Below are 16,949 nucleotides of genomic sequence, written 5' to 3'. Positions count from 1 at the left end.
AATCCTCTAGGAGGTGCCATGGTTGATACAACGGGTTCAACTTCTCTGCGCCGCCTTGTGCCCAGAATTTTCAGCCGCGCACAACCCACGGGTGGTTTTGAACGACTTCTGAAGACCGTACGCCAGCACCATCCCAAAGCAGACCTGCTCCAGCTCGAAGAAGCTCATGTAGTCGCAAAAAAGGCGCATGAAGGTCAACAGCGCCGATCGGGTGAGCCCTACATCACGCATCCCATAGCTGTGGCACAGATTCTTGCAGAACTTGGCATTGGCCCGAAAACCATCATTGCCGCACTTTTGCACGATACGGTCGAAGACACTGACTACACCTTGGAGCAATGCCGGGAACAGTTTGGCGCAGAAGTCGCCATGCTGGTTGATGGAGTGACCAAACTCGACAAGGTGAAGTACGGCGACAGTGCTCAAGCCGAAACTGTCCGCAAGATGATTGTGGCCATGTCCAAGGACATCCGTGTTCTTGTGATTAAGCTTGCTGACCGTTTACACAACGCCCGAACCTGGGGCTTCATGCCCGTTGAATCTGCTCAAAAGAAGGCGCGCGAAACCCTCGAGATCTACACCCCCCTTGCACACCGACTCGGTATTCAAACCGTGAAATGGGAACTGGAAGATCTTTCCTTTGCCGTGCTCCACCCCAAGATCTATCAAGAGATTGAAAACCTCGTTGCTCAGCGCACACCTCAGCGAGAGTCCTTTGTTCGGTCCGTCATTGCTGACGTTGAGAACGACCTCAAAGCTGCCCGTATTCGAGGTGAAGTCAAGGGGCGTCCCAAGCAGTACTACTCGATCTATCAAAAAATGGTTCTCCGCGGTCGCGAATTCGATGAGATTTATGACCTTGTTGGTATCCGCGTCATCGTGAACAGCGTTCGTGATTGCTATGGCATTTTGGGCTCTATACACGCACGCTGGAACCCGATTCCAGGTCGGTTTAAGGACTACATCGCCACACCAAAATTCAACCTGTACCAGTCTCTGCACACCACCGTGATGGGGCCTTCTGGTCGTCCCGTCGAAATCCAGATTCGTACCCCAGAGATGCACCACCGTGCCGAGTTTGGTGTTGCGGCTCACTGGATGTACAAAGACCGGATGAATAACGGGAAGACCGAAGACTCTCTCTCGGTTCAAGACACAGACATGGCGTGGTTGGCGCATATTTCTGATTGGCAGGCAGAAACTGAAGACCCCGGAGAATTCCTTGACTCCCTCCGCTTCGAAATCGGCGCCAAGGAAGTGTATGTCTTCACTCCTAAGGGTCGAGTAATTGGACTGCCTGCTGGGGCAACACCTATCGATTTTGCGTATGCCGTCCACACCGAAGTAGGTCACCGCACCATGGGTGCCAAAGTGAATGGTCGTCTTGTTCCATTGGAAAGCACACTATCCAGTGGTGATGTGGTGGAGGTTCTGACCTCCAAAAACCCCGATGCGGGTCCTTCGCAGGACTGGCTCAACTTCGTCAAGAGCACTCGTACTAGAAACAAGATCAAGCAATGGTTCACGAAGGAACGACGCGACGAAGCCATTGAGCAGGGCAAAGATGCGATTGCTCGTGCCATGCGCAAGCAGAACCTTCCACTTCAGAAGCTGATGACTCAAGATTCCCTCTCGGAAGTTGCGAGCACTTTGCGGTATGAGGACGTCTCTATGTTGTATGCAGCAGTGGGAGAGGGGCATGTATCGACCCAGTCTGTCATCGAGAAAATCTTGGCAAGCATCCACGAAGATGGAGATACCGAAGAAGTCGAATTCGTTCTTCCCTCACGAGGCCCCTCCAAGCCGCTCCGTCACAGTGACTCTGGTGTCCTCGTGCGAGGTGCTCCAGACATTCTGGTCAAACTAGCCAAATGCTGCACTCCTGTTCCAGGTGATGCTATCTCCGGTTTTGTTACCCGAGGTCAAGGTGTTTCCGTCCACCAAACAAGCTGCCACAACGTCAGCAACATGCTTGCTGAACCAGAGCGGATGATTGAAGTCGAATGGTCACCTTCGTCTAAGAGCGTCTTTCTGGTGCAGATTCAGATTGAAGCCCTCGACCGATCAGGTCTACTTTCGGATGTCACTCGTGTCCTTTCTGAGCACCACGTCAACATCCTTTCTGCCACAGTGAGTACTTCTCAGGACCGTCTTGCACTCAGTCGTTTTGTTTTCGAGATGAGCGATGTCACTCACCTTGATCGTGTACTGAACGCTGTACGCCGTATTGATGCGGTCTATGACGTCTATCGCGTCTCCGAAGGTTAATTCGTCTCCATCGCGTCAGTGAGCTTGAGAGCCCAGCGACTGTAGGGAACGTATTTCATATCGAGAATGTAGTTGCGTAATTGTGTTGCTGTGATGTGATGTGCCTGCATGATTTCACGAGAAACCTGTTTACTGTATTCCGGACTGACATCTGGATCCCTCAATAGATCGCTGAGTGTTCTGAGGGGAGTGGTTACTCCGAGTCCATCCACTGACCACACGTCTTCCTTGCCGAGAGTCCGCTCTTCTGAACGGAAATTCATACGTGGAGTCATTCCGTGACTGTGTCCAGGGAGTGCTGTCACGGTGTGCATCTCGGGTTCAGAATGTCCCCCCAGCGCCCAGGCAGCTGATAAGCCGGTGAGTACAGCATTCCTGCTATGGCCCCAGAGTGCCCGGTTAACCCTGGAAATCCAATCATCTGGGGTGTCGACAAATGTCCCTTCTGGAGTGATATCTCCGTCGAGTCGCATTGCCGAAATTTCTGCGGGGGCGAAGTTGAGGGGATGAAAAAGGAAGCCCATGCGCACAGTGTGCAGCATGGATTGAATCCTTTTCATCCTCATAAGAAGATGTGTGGACAACTCTTACTTCAGGACAGCAAGCCATTCCTTCTGTGTGGTGATGGCAGCTTCGAGTTCAGTAACCTTGGCGGAGTTCTTGGCTGCCTGTGCAGCGGTCAGTTCAGCCTGGAGTTTCTCAATCTTCTCTTCAATCTGTCCGGCGAGGCCTTCGGAACGAGCCTGCTTTTCAGGGTTAGAAGCATTCCAGTGGTAGTCTTCCAACTTTCGAACTGCCTGCTCGACTTTACGCATGCGTTCCTCGGTGGGCTTGAGCTGTGCACGAGGAACCTTCCCTGCAGCATCCCACTTCCTCTGAAGTGCGTTCAGCTTGGCACGAGCGTCCACACGATCGGTTGCGTTGATAAGGCCTTCAGCTTCCGCCAGAATCGCGAGCTTAACTTCGAGATTCCCAGCGAACGACGCATCTTCAGCTTCGTCTTCAGTTTTCTTTGCGGCATAGAGAGCATCACCAGCAGCCTTGAACCGTGCCCACAGGGCATCGTCAATCTTCTTTCCGGCACGTGGTGCCAGCTTCCACTGGTCCAGTAGAGCGCGGTAGGCGACTACTCCGCCAGCACCTTGGCTGGAAAGAGCTTCTGCTTTGGTGATGAGTTCTTCTTTAGCGGACTTCGCACCCTTGTTCTTCGAGTCAAGGTCGGCAAAGAATGCACGGCGGTGCTGGTCTAGTTTTTGGCGAGCATCGCGGAAACGCTTCCAGAGTTCATTGGAATCAGACTTGGACAAGCGGGGGCCGTTTTTCTGAGAGGCCTGCCACTGCGCAAAAAGCTCGTCAACCTGAGCAGTTGTTTGCTTCCACTGAATTTTTGAGGGGTCGGTTGTGGCAAGTTTTTCGATTGCCTCAACGATGACCATGCGAGCTGCTTTGGCTTCTTCAAGCGCAGCTGCATTCTTTTCCTTCTCGGCTGCGGTCAGTTCACCGAGGGAGTCAACGAGTTTTGTTAGGCGGTCTGAAAGTGCATCGTAGTTTCCGATGCCATTACGAGATTCGATTTGATCCTTGAGCTTGCCGGCGCTCTCAGCGAGTTCAGCAGCTGGAGCTCCACGCTTTGCGCGCTGTTCAAGAAGGACGAGTGCGGAGTTTGTGTCATTGAACTTGCGCTCAAAGAACGCAAGTGCTTCTTCAGGGCTCACATCGGCATATTGGCCGATGAGACGCTCACCCGTAGCTTCGACGACATATACATGGCCGGCTTCGTCGACACGTGCCGTTGTCTTCTCAGACATAACAATCCACCTCGTTGGGATAGGGAACAACCAGCCTCAAGCCTAGGGCACGAGCTGATAACTGGGGAATGTGAGGTTATTGAACGGTAACCGCGGTCATCGTCACTGGAACTGCAGGTGCTCCATCGGGGCCGCCCGTTGCTGTTCCCTTGCTGGTGATATCCGTAATGAGTTGAGGTAAACCGCTGGTGATGTGCCCGATCACGGTGTACCCGCCAGCCTCATCGCTAGGAATGATGCTGTCTTCATAAACAATGAAGAACTGGCTCCCCATTGATTCTCCGTTACCTCCCTGTCGAGCCATTGCAATCGTCCCGGCGGGGTAGAAATCATCGACAGGTGCATTCTCGATGGGACCGTAGCTATAACCTGGTCCGCCTGAACCATCACCGTTGGGGTCGCCACATTGCAGAACATAAATGCCTTCAGTTGTCAGGCGGTGGCAGCTGATGCCTTCATAGAAGCCATAGGTGATGAGAGAGACGGTGCTGGCGACTGCTTGTGGCGCAGCGGCTCCATCAAGTTCGAAGCCGACAGGAACTCCGCCAATATTCATCGACCCAGTCCAGATTCGATTTTCACTCAGGGAGGGGTCGGGAGCTGTTTGGTCTACTCCGGTTGCTGTGGGCACAGGAACGGGCGCAGGGTTGACCGCGGTCACAACAGCTGCGGTGACACCGATTCCGATAGCGAGGGCAAAAACACCGCTCACGGAGCCTACGATGATGCCGTTCCGGCGTTTTTTTAGCTTGCGGTTTCGTTCGAACTCGGCTTTACGTGCTTCATAGGAACTGATCCGGTCCCGAGCTTCTTTGGATACGCGGTTGTCATTGGTCTTGGCCATAGCAAGCAACGCTAATCTGAGAGCATGGCTCAAGGCGAATCGACACTCGGAGGAAACACCGCTCCGCTTGCTGTTCGTATGCGTCCACGGAGCCTGAGTGAGGTAGCTGGGCAGGATCAATTGCTCTCCGCTGGTTCTCCGCTTCAGGCCTTGGCGGCTCCAGGATCACAGAGCGCCGTGTCCGTCATCCTGTGGGGCCCACCCGGTACAGGAAAGACTTCTTTAGCACATGCCATTGCCTCTTCTTCAGATCGTCGCTGTGTAGAGCTCTCCGCGGTGACGGCAGGCGTTAAGGACGTTCGAACCGTCATGGAGGAAGCGCAGAGTCAACAAGATCTGTACGGAGTTCGTACTCTTCTTTTCCTTGATGAGATTCACCGCTTCAGTAAGGCACAGCAAGACGCGCTGCTGCCCGGTGTTGAAAATGGGTGGGTCACTCTCATCGCCGCAACCACAGAGAATCCTTCGTTCAGTGTGGTTACCCCGCTCCTATCCAGATCCTTGTTGCTGCGTTTAGAACCCCTCAGTGACGAAGCTTTGGCCACGCTTTTGCAACGAGCGTTGGATGAACCCTTCGGTTTAGCAGGAAAATTCTCTGTCGAGAATGAAGCACGGGACGCCATTATTGGCTTTGCCTCTGGCGATGCGCGCCGTGTGTTGACCTCTTTAGAAGCCTCTGCAGGTATTGCTCAGCAACTGAGTAAAAAGAAGACCGGCGTCATTGCCATCACTGCTGAACATGTTTCTTCGGCAGTTGATCGAGCATTGCTGCGATACGACCGTAACGGTGACGAGCACTATGACGTGATCAGTGCCTTCATCAAATCCATACGGGGTTCAGACCCTGACGCAGCTATTCACTACCTTGCTCGGATGATTTCTGCAGGGGAGGACCCTCGATTCATCGCGAGGCGTCTGATTATTTCAGCCGCCGAAGATATCGGTTTAGCTGATTCTCATGCTCTCAGTGTGGCTACAGCGGCCGCGGAAGCGGTCGCTCTGATTGGAATGCCCGAAGGGCGGATTCCTCTGGCGGAAGCGGTCATCTATCTGGCCACGGCTCCCAAATCCAATGCCGCCTACAATGCCATCAATGCTGCTTTAGCTGATGTTCAAAACGGTAAATCTGGTTCTGTTCCGAAACATCTGCGAGATTCCCACTATGCAGGTGCAAAGAAACTCGGACATGGAAAGGGCTATCTCTATCCGCATGATGCACCCCTGGGTGTTGTGGAACAACAATATTTGCCCGATACATTGAAAGCTTCCATCTATTACGACCCCACCGATCATGGTGCTGAACGAGAAGTTAAGGCGCGGTTAGAGAAACTGCGTGCCATTACGAAGCGAAAGTCACAGCCACACTCCTGAGGGTGATAAGCTTTCAGAGTCTATTTCGACCGTGAAGCGCGGCTGCAACACGGGATCGAGAGAACTGGATAGCCCTGTAGCCGGGCACCATGACAAACCCCTCGATTTTCGCTCTTACTGAGCGTGTTCATTTTGTTTGTTCAATCGAAAAGGAAATTGTGTCTACTAAGTCACGTACCCGTAGCAAGACCCGTCTGTCGCGTGCCCTGGGCATTGCCCTGACCCCCAAGGCAGCTAAGTACCTCGAGAAGCGTCCCTATGCTCCAGGTGAGCACGGTCGCACCAAGCGCAAGGCTGATTCTGACTACGCAGTTCGTCTGCGTGAGAAGCAGCGTCTACGCGCACAGTACGGAATCCGCGAAGCACAGCTTCGCAACGTTTTCCAGGAAGCTCGCAAGACGCAGGGCCTGACCGGTGAAAACTTGGTTGAGCTCCTCGAAATGCGCCTCGATGCACTCGTGCTCCGTGCGGGTTTTGCTCGCACCACAGCACAGGCTCGTCAGCTCGTTGTTCACCGTCATATCTTGGTTGACGGCCAGCTCGTTGACCGTCCTTCTTTCCGTGTGAAGCCAGGACAGCTCATTCACGTCAAGCCTCGCTCCGAGGTTCTCGAGCCACTGCAGGTTGCTGCTGCAGGTGGACACGCAGAGGTTCTTCCTCCCGTGCCTGCATACCTCGACGTTGAGCTCGACAAGCTCCACGCAACGCTGGTCCGTCGTCCCAAGCGCGCTGAAGTTCCCGTCACCTGTGACGTTCAGCTCGTTGTTGAGTACTACGCAGCTCGCTAATACAGCACACTTCATCAGGGCGTTGATTCTTCACGGAATCAGCGCCCTGATTCGTTTTAACCCTGAGCCATTGCTCGCGTAGACTGAGAGCTCGCAATTGCTCAGTTCATCTGGAGAAATCATGAAGCAGTTCTTTTGGCTCATTGTCGGCATCCTCGCCGGCTTCGTTGTTGCCCACAAGGTCAACCAGACCGAACAGGGCAAGGCCTTCTTTGCCAACATCGATGCGAAGACGCGTGACTTCACAGAGGCGCTTATCGATGGTTACAAAGAGCGTGAGGCAGAGCTCCGCGCAGCTCGTAACAACTCATAATGCAGACCGCTGAAATTCGCCAACGTTGGCTTGACTTCTTTGCTGCCCGTGGTCACACGGTAGTTCCTTCGGCTTCGCTGGTAAGCGATGATCCCACTTTGCTTTTCACTGTTGCAGGAATGGTTCCTTTCATTCCCTACCTCTCCGGTGTTGTACCTCCTCCATACCCCCGTGCAACCAGTGTCCAGAAGTGCATTCGCACCCTGGATATTGAAGAAGTGGGAAAGACCACACGTCACGGCACGTTCTTCCAGATGAATGGAAACTTCTCATTTGGTGACTACTTCAAGGAACAGGCCATCGAGTATGCCTGGGAGTTGCTGACCACTTCCGAGAACGAGGGGGGTCTCGGTTTTCCTGAGAAGGATCTCTGGGTCACCGTTTATGAAGACGATGACGAAGCAATTGCTTTCTGGAAGAAAACTGCAGGCCTCCCTGACGAGCGCATTCAGCGCCGTGGTAAGGAAGACAACTACTGGTCCACGGGACAACCTGGACCTGCGGGTCCTTGCTCGGAGATCTATTTCGATCGTGGTCCCGCTTACGGTATTGAAGGCGGCCCGGTAGCCGACGAGGATCGCTATATCGAAATCTGGAACCTTGTGTTCATGCAGTATCTCCGTGGTGAAGGTACGAGCAAGACAGAGTTTGAGATTTTAGGTGAACTCCCCAACAAGAACATCGATACCGGTATGGGTCTCGAACGTGTTGCATTCCTCAAACAGGGTGTTGAAAACCTGTACGAAATTGACCAGGTCCGCCCGGTACTCGACCGCGCAGCTGAACTTGCTGGTGTGACCTACGGTGCAGACCACGACAACGATGTTCGTCTGCGTGTCGTAGCGGACCATGTCCGTTCAGCACTGATGTTGATGGCAGATGGCGTTCAGGCTTCCAACGAAGGTCGTGGCTACATCCTGCGTCGTTTGTTACGCCGTTCTGTTCGCGCCATGCGATTGCTCGGCGTTGATGCAGCAACTTTCCCTGAGCTCTTCACGACCTCTCGCGATGCGATGAAGACGGCATACCCCGACGTGGAGAACGAATACGCACGTATTTCTCAGATTGCTTATGGCGAAGAGGAAACCTTCCTCAAGACCCTTGCATCTGGAACCACGATTTTGGACACTGCTGTCTCAGATACAAAAAAGGCCGGATCTCCCTCGCTAGCAGGTGATACCGCATTCTTGTTGCACGACACCTTCGGGTTCCCCATCGACCTCACTCTCGAGATGGCTGAAGAGGCTGGCCTCAGCGTCGATCGTGCCGCATTTGACAAGCTCATGCTGGATCAGCGCACCCGCGCAAAGGCCGATGCCAAGGCAAAGAAGTCCATCTTGGCCGATTTGTCGATTTACACCGACCTGCGAGCTAAGGGTGAAACTGTTTTCACCGGGTACTCTGACCTCGAAACAGAGACCAGTATTTTGGGTCTTCTCAAAGACGGTTTGCCCGTTCAGTCTGCGGTTGCCGGTGATGTGGTTGAAGTCATCGTGGGAGCAACCTCTCTCTATGCAGAATCCGGAGGTCAAGTTTCTGACGCTGGTTCGATCATCGGTGATGGATTCGATCTCGAAGTACTTGATGTTCAAAAGCCTGTCAAGGGTCTCGTCAGTCACACCGTAGAGGTGCGCAGCGGACACGTAACCGCTGGAGCACCTGCCACAACGGTTGTGGACAAGAACTACCGTGCAGCCGCAGCTGCTGCCCACTCGGCAACTCACCTTGTTCACGCAGCTCTGCGTGAAGTTCTCGGCGAGACTGCCCACCAGGCAGGTTCCATGAACAAAGCCGGCTATATGCGTTTTGACTTCTCCTGGAACGAAGCACTCTCTACGGAAACTCGTTCTGAGATTGAAGAAATCTCGAATAATGCGATTCTCGCCGACTATGACGTTGTCACCCGTGAAATGGCACTCGACGACGCGAAGAAGATGGGTGCAATGGCTCTCTTCGGCGAGAAGTATGGCGAGACAGTCCGCATGGTAGACATTGGGGGGCCCTGGTCCCGTGAACTCTGTGCGGGTACCCACGTCGCTCATTCCTCACAGGTTGGTTTGATCAACCTTGTCTCAGAGTCATCAGTAGGTTCGTCCAACCGACGTGTTGAAGCACTCGTTGGCGCTGATGCGTTCAAGTCACTTGCTGCGGAGCGCGCCATTGTGCACGAGCTCAGCTCGTCACTCAAAGCACCCCGAGAACAAGTCACAGCACGAGTCGCGGATCTAGTTTCGAGCCTCAAGGCGGCAGAGCGCAAGATTGCAGAATTTGAAGCAGCAGTAGTTCGTGAACAAATTCCGTCGCTTGTTTCCAAAGCCGCACCTGTGGGTGCAGTGACGGGAATTGTGGAGACCGTTTCCGGAGTTGCATCTGTGGATGATTTACGCAATTTGGTCACCGGTGTGCGCGAGAAGGTCCAGTCCACGAACACTGTTATTGCTCTGGGCGCTGTCGTTGACGGTAAACCTGCTGTCATTGTTGCGACGACAGAAGCCTCTCGAAGTGCTGGTGCCAAAGCAGGTGCATTGGCCAAGCTCGCTGCTCATACCTTGGGTGGTGGCGGTGGTGGCCGTGACGATATGGCTCAGGGCGGTGGCACCCAGGCTGAACAGCTTGGTGCGGCACTAGAAAGCATTCTTGTGGAGTTACGAAGCCTCTAATGCGTCCTGGAGTTCGTGTCGGCATTGATGTGGGAACCCTCCGCATTGGTGTTGCTCGGAGCGATCGTGATGGGTTGCTTGCAACACCTGTACAGACAATTCAACGCACGGGAGATGCACCCATTGCGGAACTTGTTGCCATCATTACAGAGCTCGAAGCCGTGGAAGTCATTATTGGACTTCCCTTGTCTTTGAGCGGTGCGCACACCGCCTCAACAGAAGATGCGTTGATTGTCGCTCGTGAACTTGCACTGAAGGCGGACACGCCATGTCGTGTGATCGACGAACGACTCACCACAGTCTCTGCTCACAGTGCTCTTCGCTCGGCTGGCAAAAAACAAAAGCAGACCCGTTCAGTGATTGATCAGGTAGCAGCGGTGATGATTTTGCAGCACGCACTGGATTCTGAGCGATCTTCGGGAAATCTTCCCGGAAAAGAGCTCAGCGAGTTTCCAGCTCAGTAGAACCGAGGCTGTGTAGGCTCGAACGAGTCCAATCCCCGAAACAGGCTGTGATGTCAGACGAAAATTTCCCCGCACCAACAGAGCCCATCCCTGAAGAGCTGATTTCTCGCACGTCACGCCGCGCATCGCTTCGTGAGGAAGATGACGTTTCATTGCCTCGAAAGAAAAAACCATTCATTGTGGCCGGCGCGATCCTTGCTCTTGTTGCCATGGTGGGCGCCATCGTGGGCGGACTCTTCTTTTCGGGTTTCTTGGGCGGTAGTCAAAATGATTATGCCGGTGGTGGTCATGGAGAAGTTCTCTTCACCATCAACGAGGGGGAAATTGGCGATCAAATCGCCAACAACTTGGTCGAAGCTGGCGTAACCAAGACTTTTGATGCTTTCTATCAATTGCTGCTTGAAACACAACCAGAACCTGTCTTTACTCCCGGTGTCTATCGCCTCAAGCTTGAGATGTCTGCACAGTCCGCCCTTGAGGGGTTGCTTGATCCTGCAAATCGAGTTGAGCTCTCCGCGACGATTCCGGAGGGAACGACCGAAAAGAATGTCCTCAAAATTCTTGCCGAAAGCTTGAATATTCCGCTGGCTGATTTTCAAGCCGCGGCAGCTGATCCTGCACAATATGGCCTACCCTCCGAAGCCACCACCCTTGAAGGTTTCCTTTTCCCCGCAACGTACACTTTTTCGCCTGGGATAACCCCCACCGAAGTACTCCAGCAGATGGTTAACGAATGTTTTGCCGCACTTGATGCTGCTGGTGTTCCACTAGAGCAGCGCTGGGACGTCATTCGACTGGCGTCGGTGATTCAGCGCGAAATGGGACCTAACCCTGACGACGCTTACAAGATTTCTCGGGTTTTCTATAACCGTCTCGAACAGGGCATGAACATGGGCTCTGATGTGACAACCTGTTACGGCGCGGGACTTGTGGGCAAAGATTGTTTGCTGATCACCCAGAAGGCGTTGGACGACACATCAAACCTCTACAACACCCGCATCTTGCCAGGGCTTCCTGTAGGACCGATTTCAAACCCCGGTGCAGTCGCCATTGACGCTGCATACAATCCCGCTGACGGGCCATGGCTTTTCTTTGTCACGGTCAACCTCACTACCGGTGAAACTGTGTTCACGGAAACAGCTGCAGAGCACGAAGTTGCTGTGGAGCAGTATTACCAGTGGCTTGAAGAAAACCCAGACGCTGTTGGGTAGGTTGAACCTATGAGTTCACAATCGTTGGCAGTTGTGGGACATCCCATTGCACACTCCAAGTCACCTGCGTTGCATCACGCCGCATACTCCGTGCTTGGTTTGGACTGGTCCTATGAAGCCATCGACGTGGAACCAGATGCATTTCCAGCTTTTCTAGCCGGTCCAGGTGCACAACTTCGTGGAATTTCCGTGACAATGCCCCATAAAACTGCAGCCTTGGAGGCTTCCACCTCACTGGATCTTCTCGCGGAAAGAACGCTCTCAGTGAATACGCTTTTCCTTGCCTCACCTGATCAAATTCTTGGGTTTAATACCGATGTGGCGGGGATTGTTCACGCTTTTCAGGATGCTGGAGTAACCCATGCCAGGCATGTTGTCATCGTCGGCGGGGGAGCAACAGCATCCTCTGCTGTTGCGGCTGCTGCGGAAATGGGCGCTGAGCACATTTCTGTTCTTGCTCGGACGCCTGCCAAAGCTTTCTTTTTGGAACAGGTTGGACAGGACTGTGGGGTGAACGTGACAGTACATCTTCTGGAAGACATGTCATCTCTGACTCCTGCAGATGTCGTGATCTCGACGCTCCCCGGAACAGTTGCTTTCAGCTTGGACCAACTTCCGCGAACGGCACGGGCAACGTTGCTTGATGTGGCATATAGCCCGTGGCCCAGTTCGCGAAGTGCGGCATGGAATGTTGCTGGGGGAGAAGCTGTCAGTGGTTTACGCATGTTGGCGCATCAAGCATTGATTCAGGTGCGCATATTCGTGACGGGATCGCCCGTGGATGTTCTACCCCGTGAAGAAGTGATTAAGAACGCAATGTTTGCCTCAGTTGGACTCTCATCGCTCTAAAGTGAATCAGGGTAGCTCCGGTCTATGACAAACTTGTTACATGCTTAGATGGCTTACCGCAGGTGAATCGCACGGACCAGAACTTATTGCCGTTCTCGAAGGATTGCCTGCCGGTGTCCCTGTTCTAGCCGAAGATATTCAGGCTGATTTGCAGCGTCGACGCCTCGGCTATGGCCGCGGTGCTCGGATGAAGTTCGAGCAGGACGAGCTCAATATCTCTGGCGGTGTTCGGCACGGAAAAAGCTTGGGTGGCCCCATCGCGTTGCGTGTCGGAAATAGCGAATGGCCCAAGTGGACTGAGGTTATGAACCCAGCGCCCGTTGATGATTCTGTCCTCGAATCTGGACGCGGTGCAGCTCTAACCCGCCCTCGTCCCGGCCATGCTGATTTGGTGGGCATGCAGAAGTATGACTTCGATGAGTCTCGACCCATTTTGGAACGAGCAAGCGCTCGAGAGACGGCAGCACGTGTTGCCTTGGGTGCCGTAGCACGTTCATTCCTCAGTGAACTCGGCATCAAGTTGGTGAGTCACACCGTCGCTATTGGTCCTATTTCTGTGCCAGATGAAGCTGATCTCCCCACACCTTCCGATGTTGGTGCGCTGGACGCTGATCCACTGCGCTGCTTTGATAAGGCAACCAGTGATGTGATGTATGCCGAGGTTGATAAGACCCATGATGAAGGCGACACCATTGGAGGAGTCGTTGAAGTGTTGGCCTACGGTCTTCCCCCTGGACTTGGTTCACACGTACATTGGGATCGTCGTCTCGATTCTCAGCTCGCCGCAGCGCTGATGGGTATTCAAGCCATCAAGGGCGTGGAGGTCGGAGACGGTTTCGAAACCACTCGTCGTCGCGGTTCTGCAGCACATGATGAACTCTTTGCCACCGAGGAAGGTATTGCTCGTGATACCGATCGTGCCGGCGGTATTGAAGGGGGTATGTCGACGGGAACCGTTCTGCGGGTTCGTGCTGGCATGAAGCCCATTGCGACAGTTCCGCGCGCTTTGCGCACTATTGACACCTCTACCGGTGAGGCGGCTCCAGCCCATCACCAGCGCTCAGACGTGTGTGCAGTTCCTGCTGCCGGTGTTGTGGCTGAAGCCATGGTCGCTCTCACTCTGGCCAACGCGGTGCTGGAAAAGTTTGGTGGCGACAGCATTGGTGAGACCAAGCGCAACCTCGACAGTTACCTTGCACACATCCCTACTTCAGTTCACACCGTCCAGAGCAACTAATGACTGAACCCCGCGCACTCGTGGTGTTCATTGGGGCGCCTGCTTCTGGGAAGTCAAAGATTGCTAAACGCGTTGCTGCGTTGTTGGGTGTAGAGCGCATTGATACAGACAAAGAAATCGTGGCCACACACGGCGCCATTTCAGACATCTTTGCGAACCAGGGTGAGCCAGCCTTCCGCGCATTGGAGCGTGCTGCCGTTAAACGCGCCCTTGCGGAATCAGCAGTCGTGAGTCTGGGTGGAGGTGCTGTTTTGGATCCAGATACTCAATCCGATCTCCTTCGCAGTCATGTTGTCCTCTTGACTGTCAGTGAAGAAGCTGTTGCAGAACGCATTGGTGGGGACAAACGGCCACTGCTCTCGGGAGGTGTTGAATCCTGGAAGAGATTGGTTGCAGCACGCACTCCGATCTATGAAAAGCTGGCAGACGTCAGCTGGGACACCTCTAGTGGTGATCTCGATGGAATTGCCGAAGAAGTTTCACGATGGATTAACGCCGGCTATCCCGCAGGAGAAAAATAGAGCATGACGACCACAAAAATTAGTGTCACCGGTGGCGGCGAATACACCGTCAGCATCGGTCGTGGCATGCTTTCAAACCCCGAACGTACTTTTGCAGAAGCACTCGGCGCTGGCGTAAACAAGGTTCTCATCATTCATCCCCCCACCATGGGCGCTGTTGCCAACAAACTGCGTGATCAGCTGATGGGGGAGCGGGAAGTACTCCTGGCAGAGGTACCCGATGCTGAAAATGCCAAGCGCATTGAAGTAGCGGCGTTCTGCTGGCAGGTGCTCGGACAAGCAGATTTCACCCGATCTGATGCGGTCATTGGCTTGGGGGGTGGCGCGATTACTGACCTCGCTGGTTTTGTAGCCGCAACCTGGCTCCGGGGTGTCCGATTAGTGCAGGTTCCCACCACTGTTTTAGCGATGGTGGATGCGTCTGTAGGGGGCAAAACGGGTATCAACACCGCGGAGGGTAAGAACCTGGTGGGTTCCTTTTATGCCCCTCATGCGGTCTTGTGTGATCTAGATGTGTTGGAGAATCTGCCACGTAATGAGATTCTGGCTGGTTTTGCGGAGATTGTGAAGTGCGGTTTCATTGCAGTCCCAGAAATTCTCGACATCATTGAGGCAGATGTGGACGTGGCTACAGACCCCACTTCTGACCAGTTCAAGCGGCTCATCGAGTTGTCTGTTGGACTCAAGGCTCGTGTTGTTTCCGAAGACTTTAAGGAAAATGGACAGCGCGAGATCCTGAACTACGGCCACACACTGGGGCATGCGATAGAGCACGCAGAGCGTTACACCTGGCGTCACGGTGCGGCCATTTCTATCGGAATGGTCTTTGCCGCGGAACTTTCCCGCATGACGCAGAACCTCCCTGATGAAGTGGTGGAGCGCCACCGCCGCATCCTTTCTTCGCTCACACTCCCCATCACCTACACGGCGGAAGCTTGGGAGCACTTGCTCACCACCATGAAGCGGGACAAAAAGTCTCGTGGCTCCATGTTGCGTTTTGTCGTTCTGACTGCTGAAGGCAAAACAACAATCCTCAACGTGCCAGACACGTCCATTCTGTTCACTGCCTACCAAGAGATCTGCGCCTAAGTTCCCGTTAGGCTGGAAGCATGTTACGCATTCTTGTCCTCAATGGCCCTAATTTAGGTCGCCTTGGTTCACGTGAACCGGATGTCTATGGAAATCAGGATTTGAATGCTCTGCGAGCTCTTCTTGAAGCAGATGCACCCGGCGTGACGATTGATCTTCGTCAAACAGATTCTGAGCCTGAACTAATGTCCTGGTTATTCGAAGCAGTCGATACCTCAACACCAGTGATTCTGAACCCGGCGGCTTTTACTCATTACTCTTATGCTTTGCGTGATGCTGCCGCCATGGTTACAAAGGCAGAGATTCCCCTCATCGAAGTCCACATCTCGAACCCACACGCCCGTGAAGAGTTCCGTCACACCAGCGTGATCTCCGCTGTAGCATCGGGAGTGATAGCCGGCTTCGGCTTCGATTCCTACCGCTTGGCGCTCGCCCAGCTCACCCGCCAGAACTGAACATCACTCGGCTAAATAGACCGTAGAATTGTCCCTTGGGCCACTTGCCCACATCTTTAGCCTGTAAAGGAACACCCATGGCATCTACTGCTGATATCAAGAACGGCATCGTTCTCAACATTGATGGTGGTCTGTGGACCATTATCGAATTCCAGCACGTCAAGCCTGGCAAGGGCGGTGCCTTCGTCCGCACCAAGATGAAGAACCTCATGACCGGCAAGGTAGTTGACAAGACCTACAACGCAGGTACCAAGATCGACATCACCAATGTTGACCGTCGTGATTTCCAGTACCTTTACAACGACGGCAACGAGTACGTCTTCATGGACAAGGGAAACTATGAACAGCTCTCTGTGTCCGCTGCTGTTGTGGGTGATGCAAAGAACTTCATGCTCGAAAACCAGGACGTCCAGATTGCTTTGCACGAAGAGTCTCCCTTGTATGTAGAACTCCCCGCAACTGTTGTGCTCGAGATCACCTACACCGAGCCTGGCCTGCAAGGCGACCGCGCAACCGGTGGTAACAAGCCTGCAACTGTTGAAACTGGTTTCGAAATTCAAGTTCCCTTGTTCCTCGAAATGGGAACCAAGGTCAAGGTCGATACTCGTGATGGTTCCTACCAGGGTCGAGTAAACGACTAATTCATGAGCGCACGAACTAAAGCGCGCAAGCGCGCTCTTGATGTGCTTTTCTCTGCAGATGTGCGGGATATCCCCGTCTCGGAAGCTTTAGAAGCTGAGGCAGCTCGTGCTGCAAGCGAACCAGAGCGTTCCGCATCATGGATGTATGCACGCGAAATTTTAGACGGCGTCATCGACCACAGTGTGGAAATCGATGAAACTATCGAAACGTATGCTCGTGGCTGGTCGTTAGAGCGCATGCCGGCTGTAGACCGCGCCATTGTTCGTATTGCAGTGTGGGAAATTCTCTACAACCCCGAGGTTCCGGGGCCTGTCGCGGTAGATGAGGCGGTCGAAGCTGCAAAGACTTTATCTACAGATGAATCCGCTGGATTCGTCAATGGACTGCTTGCTACTATCGCTTCCACCGCAAACTGATACACTTTTAACA

General features: G+C 53.6%; 17 protein-coding genes. 14 read left to right on the top strand and 3 right to left on the bottom strand.

Annotated elements, in window-relative coordinates; all coding sequences use genetic code 11:
- The first annotated feature begins 18 nt into the window (after positions 1-18).
- A complete protein-coding gene (locus tag M2119_RS06335) occupies positions 19-2,268 on the top strand; it encodes a RelA/SpoT family protein (protein ID WP_280804093.1) in 2,250 nt (749 codons plus the stop codon).
- Here M2119_RS06335 and M2119_RS06330 read toward each other — a convergent pair.
- The 3 genes from M2119_RS06330 to M2119_RS06320 all read right to left on the bottom strand — a co-directional run bounded on the left by M2119_RS06330 (position 2,265) and on the right by M2119_RS06320 (position 4,920).
- On the bottom strand, positions 2,265-2,810 hold the full coding sequence (locus tag M2119_RS06330; RefSeq protein WP_280804092.1) for a hypothetical protein: 546 nt from the start codon (positions 2,808-2,810) through the stop codon (positions 2,265-2,267). The two genes, M2119_RS06335 and M2119_RS06330, sit on opposite strands and share 4 nt — an antisense overlap.
- 45 nt (positions 2,811-2,855) lie before the next feature.
- Positions 2,856-4,076, bottom strand: coding sequence for a DUF349 domain-containing protein (locus tag M2119_RS06325; RefSeq protein WP_280804091.1), 1,221 nt, complete (start codon positions 4,074-4,076; stop codon positions 2,856-2,858).
- 76 nt (positions 4,077-4,152) lie between these two features.
- The gene (locus M2119_RS06320) at positions 4,153-4,920 is read right to left on the bottom strand and encodes a peptidylprolyl isomerase (RefSeq protein ID WP_280804090.1); all 768 of its coding nucleotides are present in this window, start codon (positions 4,918-4,920) and stop codon (positions 4,153-4,155) included.
- A 24-nt stretch (positions 4,921-4,944) separates the two neighbouring features.
- Here M2119_RS06320 and M2119_RS06315 point away from each other — a divergent pair, with 24 nt between their 5' ends.
- The 13 genes from M2119_RS06315 to nusB all read left to right on the top strand — a co-directional run bounded on the left by M2119_RS06315 (position 4,945) and on the right by nusB (position 16,936).
- On the top strand, positions 4,945-6,291 hold the full coding sequence (locus tag M2119_RS06315) for a replication-associated recombination protein A (protein WP_280804089.1): 1,347 nt from the start codon (positions 4,945-4,947) through the stop codon (positions 6,289-6,291).
- Between the two features lie 158 nt (positions 6,292-6,449).
- Positions 6,450-7,079, top strand: coding sequence for a 30S ribosomal protein S4 (gene rpsD, locus M2119_RS06310; protein WP_280804088.1), 630 nt, complete (start codon positions 6,450-6,452; stop codon positions 7,077-7,079).
- A gap of 121 nt (positions 7,080-7,200) precedes the next feature.
- Positions 7,201-7,392, top strand: a complete 192-nt coding sequence (locus M2119_RS06305; protein ID WP_280804087.1) for a hypothetical protein — start codon at positions 7,201-7,203, stop codon at positions 7,390-7,392.
- On the top strand, positions 7,392-10,052 hold the full coding sequence (gene alaS / locus M2119_RS06300) for an alanine--tRNA ligase (RefSeq protein ID WP_280804086.1): 2,661 nt from the start codon (positions 7,392-7,394) through the stop codon (positions 10,050-10,052). Before M2119_RS06305 ends, alaS begins: the two co-directional genes overlap by 1 nt.
- Positions 10,052-10,516 (top strand): Holliday junction resolvase RuvX, encoded by a 465-nt coding sequence (gene ruvX / locus M2119_RS06295; RefSeq protein WP_280804085.1) that lies wholly within the window; start codon positions 10,052-10,054, stop codon positions 10,514-10,516. Before alaS ends, ruvX begins: the two co-directional genes overlap by 1 nt.
- Before the next feature lie 50 nt (positions 10,517-10,566).
- Positions 10,567-11,727, top strand: coding sequence for an endolytic transglycosylase MltG (gene mltG / locus M2119_RS06290; protein ID WP_280804084.1), 1,161 nt, complete (start codon positions 10,567-10,569; stop codon positions 11,725-11,727).
- A 9-nt stretch (positions 11,728-11,736) separates the two neighbouring features.
- Positions 11,737-12,576 carry a shikimate dehydrogenase family protein gene (locus M2119_RS06285; protein ID WP_280804083.1) on the top strand — a complete coding sequence of 280 codons (840 nt, stop codon included), beginning with the start codon at positions 11,737-11,739 and terminating at the stop codon, positions 12,574-12,576.
- A 40-nt stretch (positions 12,577-12,616) separates the two neighbouring features.
- The gene (aroC, locus tag M2119_RS06280) at positions 12,617-13,813 is read left to right on the top strand and encodes a chorismate synthase (protein ID WP_280804082.1); all 1,197 of its coding nucleotides are present in this window, start codon (positions 12,617-12,619) and stop codon (positions 13,811-13,813) included.
- The gene (locus M2119_RS06275; RefSeq protein WP_280804081.1) at positions 13,813-14,334 is read left to right on the top strand and encodes a shikimate kinase; all 522 of its coding nucleotides are present in this window, start codon (positions 13,813-13,815) and stop codon (positions 14,332-14,334) included. Before aroC ends, M2119_RS06275 begins: the two co-directional genes overlap by 1 nt.
- A gap of 3 nt (positions 14,335-14,337) precedes the next feature.
- Entirely contained in the window at positions 14,338-15,423 is a 1,086-nt protein-coding gene (gene aroB / locus M2119_RS06270) for a 3-dehydroquinate synthase (RefSeq protein WP_280804080.1), read from the top strand.
- A gap of 20 nt (positions 15,424-15,443) precedes the next feature.
- Entirely contained in the window at positions 15,444-15,878 is a 435-nt protein-coding gene (locus tag M2119_RS06265) for a type II 3-dehydroquinate dehydratase (RefSeq protein WP_280804079.1), read from the top strand.
- A 77-nt stretch (positions 15,879-15,955) separates the two neighbouring features.
- On the top strand, positions 15,956-16,519 hold the full coding sequence (gene efp, locus M2119_RS06260; RefSeq protein WP_280804078.1) for an elongation factor P: 564 nt from the start codon (positions 15,956-15,958) through the stop codon (positions 16,517-16,519).
- Positions 16,520-16,522: 3 nt separating this feature from the next.
- Entirely contained in the window at positions 16,523-16,936 is a 414-nt protein-coding gene (gene nusB, locus M2119_RS06255) for a transcription antitermination factor NusB (protein WP_280804077.1), read from the top strand.
- The last annotated feature ends 13 nt before the right edge of the window (positions 16,937-16,949 follow it).

The organism is Aurantimicrobium minutum, from assembly GCF_029894165.1.
GTDB classification, from domain to species: domain Bacteria; phylum Actinomycetota; class Actinomycetes; order Actinomycetales; family Microbacteriaceae; genus Aurantimicrobium; species Aurantimicrobium minutum_A.
The sequence above is the reverse complement of the archived record's forward strand: the minus strand, read 5'-3'. Positions and strand labels throughout refer to the sequence as shown.

What these genes read in the sequence shown, in the direction of transcription:
- M2119_RS06335 (WP_280804093.1), top strand. Translation starts at nt 19, where the DNA reads ATGGTTGATACAACGGGTTCAACTTCTCTGCGCCGCCTTGTGCCCAGA.
- M2119_RS06330 (WP_280804092.1), bottom strand. Translation starts at nt 2,810, where the DNA reads ATGCTGCACACTGTGCGCATGGGCTTCCTTTTTCATCCCCTCAACTTC.
- M2119_RS06325 (WP_280804091.1), bottom strand. Translation starts at nt 4,076, where the DNA reads ATGTCTGAGAAGACAACGGCACGTGTCGACGAAGCCGGCCATGTATAT.
- M2119_RS06320 (WP_280804090.1), bottom strand. Translation starts at nt 4,920, where the DNA reads ATGGCCAAGACCAATGACAACCGCGTATCCAAAGAAGCTCGGGACCGG.
- M2119_RS06315 (WP_280804089.1), top strand. Translation starts at nt 4,945, where the DNA reads ATGGCTCAAGGCGAATCGACACTCGGAGGAAACACCGCTCCGCTTGCT.
- M2119_RS06305 (WP_280804087.1), top strand. Translation starts at nt 7,201, where the DNA reads ATGAAGCAGTTCTTTTGGCTCATTGTCGGCATCCTCGCCGGCTTCGTT.
- alaS (WP_280804086.1), top strand. Translation starts at nt 7,392, where the DNA reads ATGCAGACCGCTGAAATTCGCCAACGTTGGCTTGACTTCTTTGCTGCC.
- ruvX (WP_280804085.1), top strand. Translation starts at nt 10,052, where the DNA reads ATGCGTCCTGGAGTTCGTGTCGGCATTGATGTGGGAACCCTCCGCATT.
- mltG (WP_280804084.1), top strand. Translation starts at nt 10,567, where the DNA reads ATGTCAGACGAAAATTTCCCCGCACCAACAGAGCCCATCCCTGAAGAG.
- M2119_RS06285 (WP_280804083.1), top strand. Translation starts at nt 11,737, where the DNA reads ATGAGTTCACAATCGTTGGCAGTTGTGGGACATCCCATTGCACACTCC.
- aroC (WP_280804082.1), top strand. Translation starts at nt 12,617, where the DNA reads ATGCTTAGATGGCTTACCGCAGGTGAATCGCACGGACCAGAACTTATT.
- M2119_RS06275 (WP_280804081.1), top strand. Translation starts at nt 13,813, where the DNA reads ATGACTGAACCCCGCGCACTCGTGGTGTTCATTGGGGCGCCTGCTTCT.
- aroB (WP_280804080.1), top strand. Translation starts at nt 14,338, where the DNA reads ATGACGACCACAAAAATTAGTGTCACCGGTGGCGGCGAATACACCGTC.
- M2119_RS06265 (WP_280804079.1), top strand. Translation starts at nt 15,444, where the DNA reads ATGTTACGCATTCTTGTCCTCAATGGCCCTAATTTAGGTCGCCTTGGT.
- efp (WP_280804078.1), top strand. Translation starts at nt 15,956, where the DNA reads ATGGCATCTACTGCTGATATCAAGAACGGCATCGTTCTCAACATTGAT.
- nusB (WP_280804077.1), top strand. Translation starts at nt 16,523, where the DNA reads ATGAGCGCACGAACTAAAGCGCGCAAGCGCGCTCTTGATGTGCTTTTC.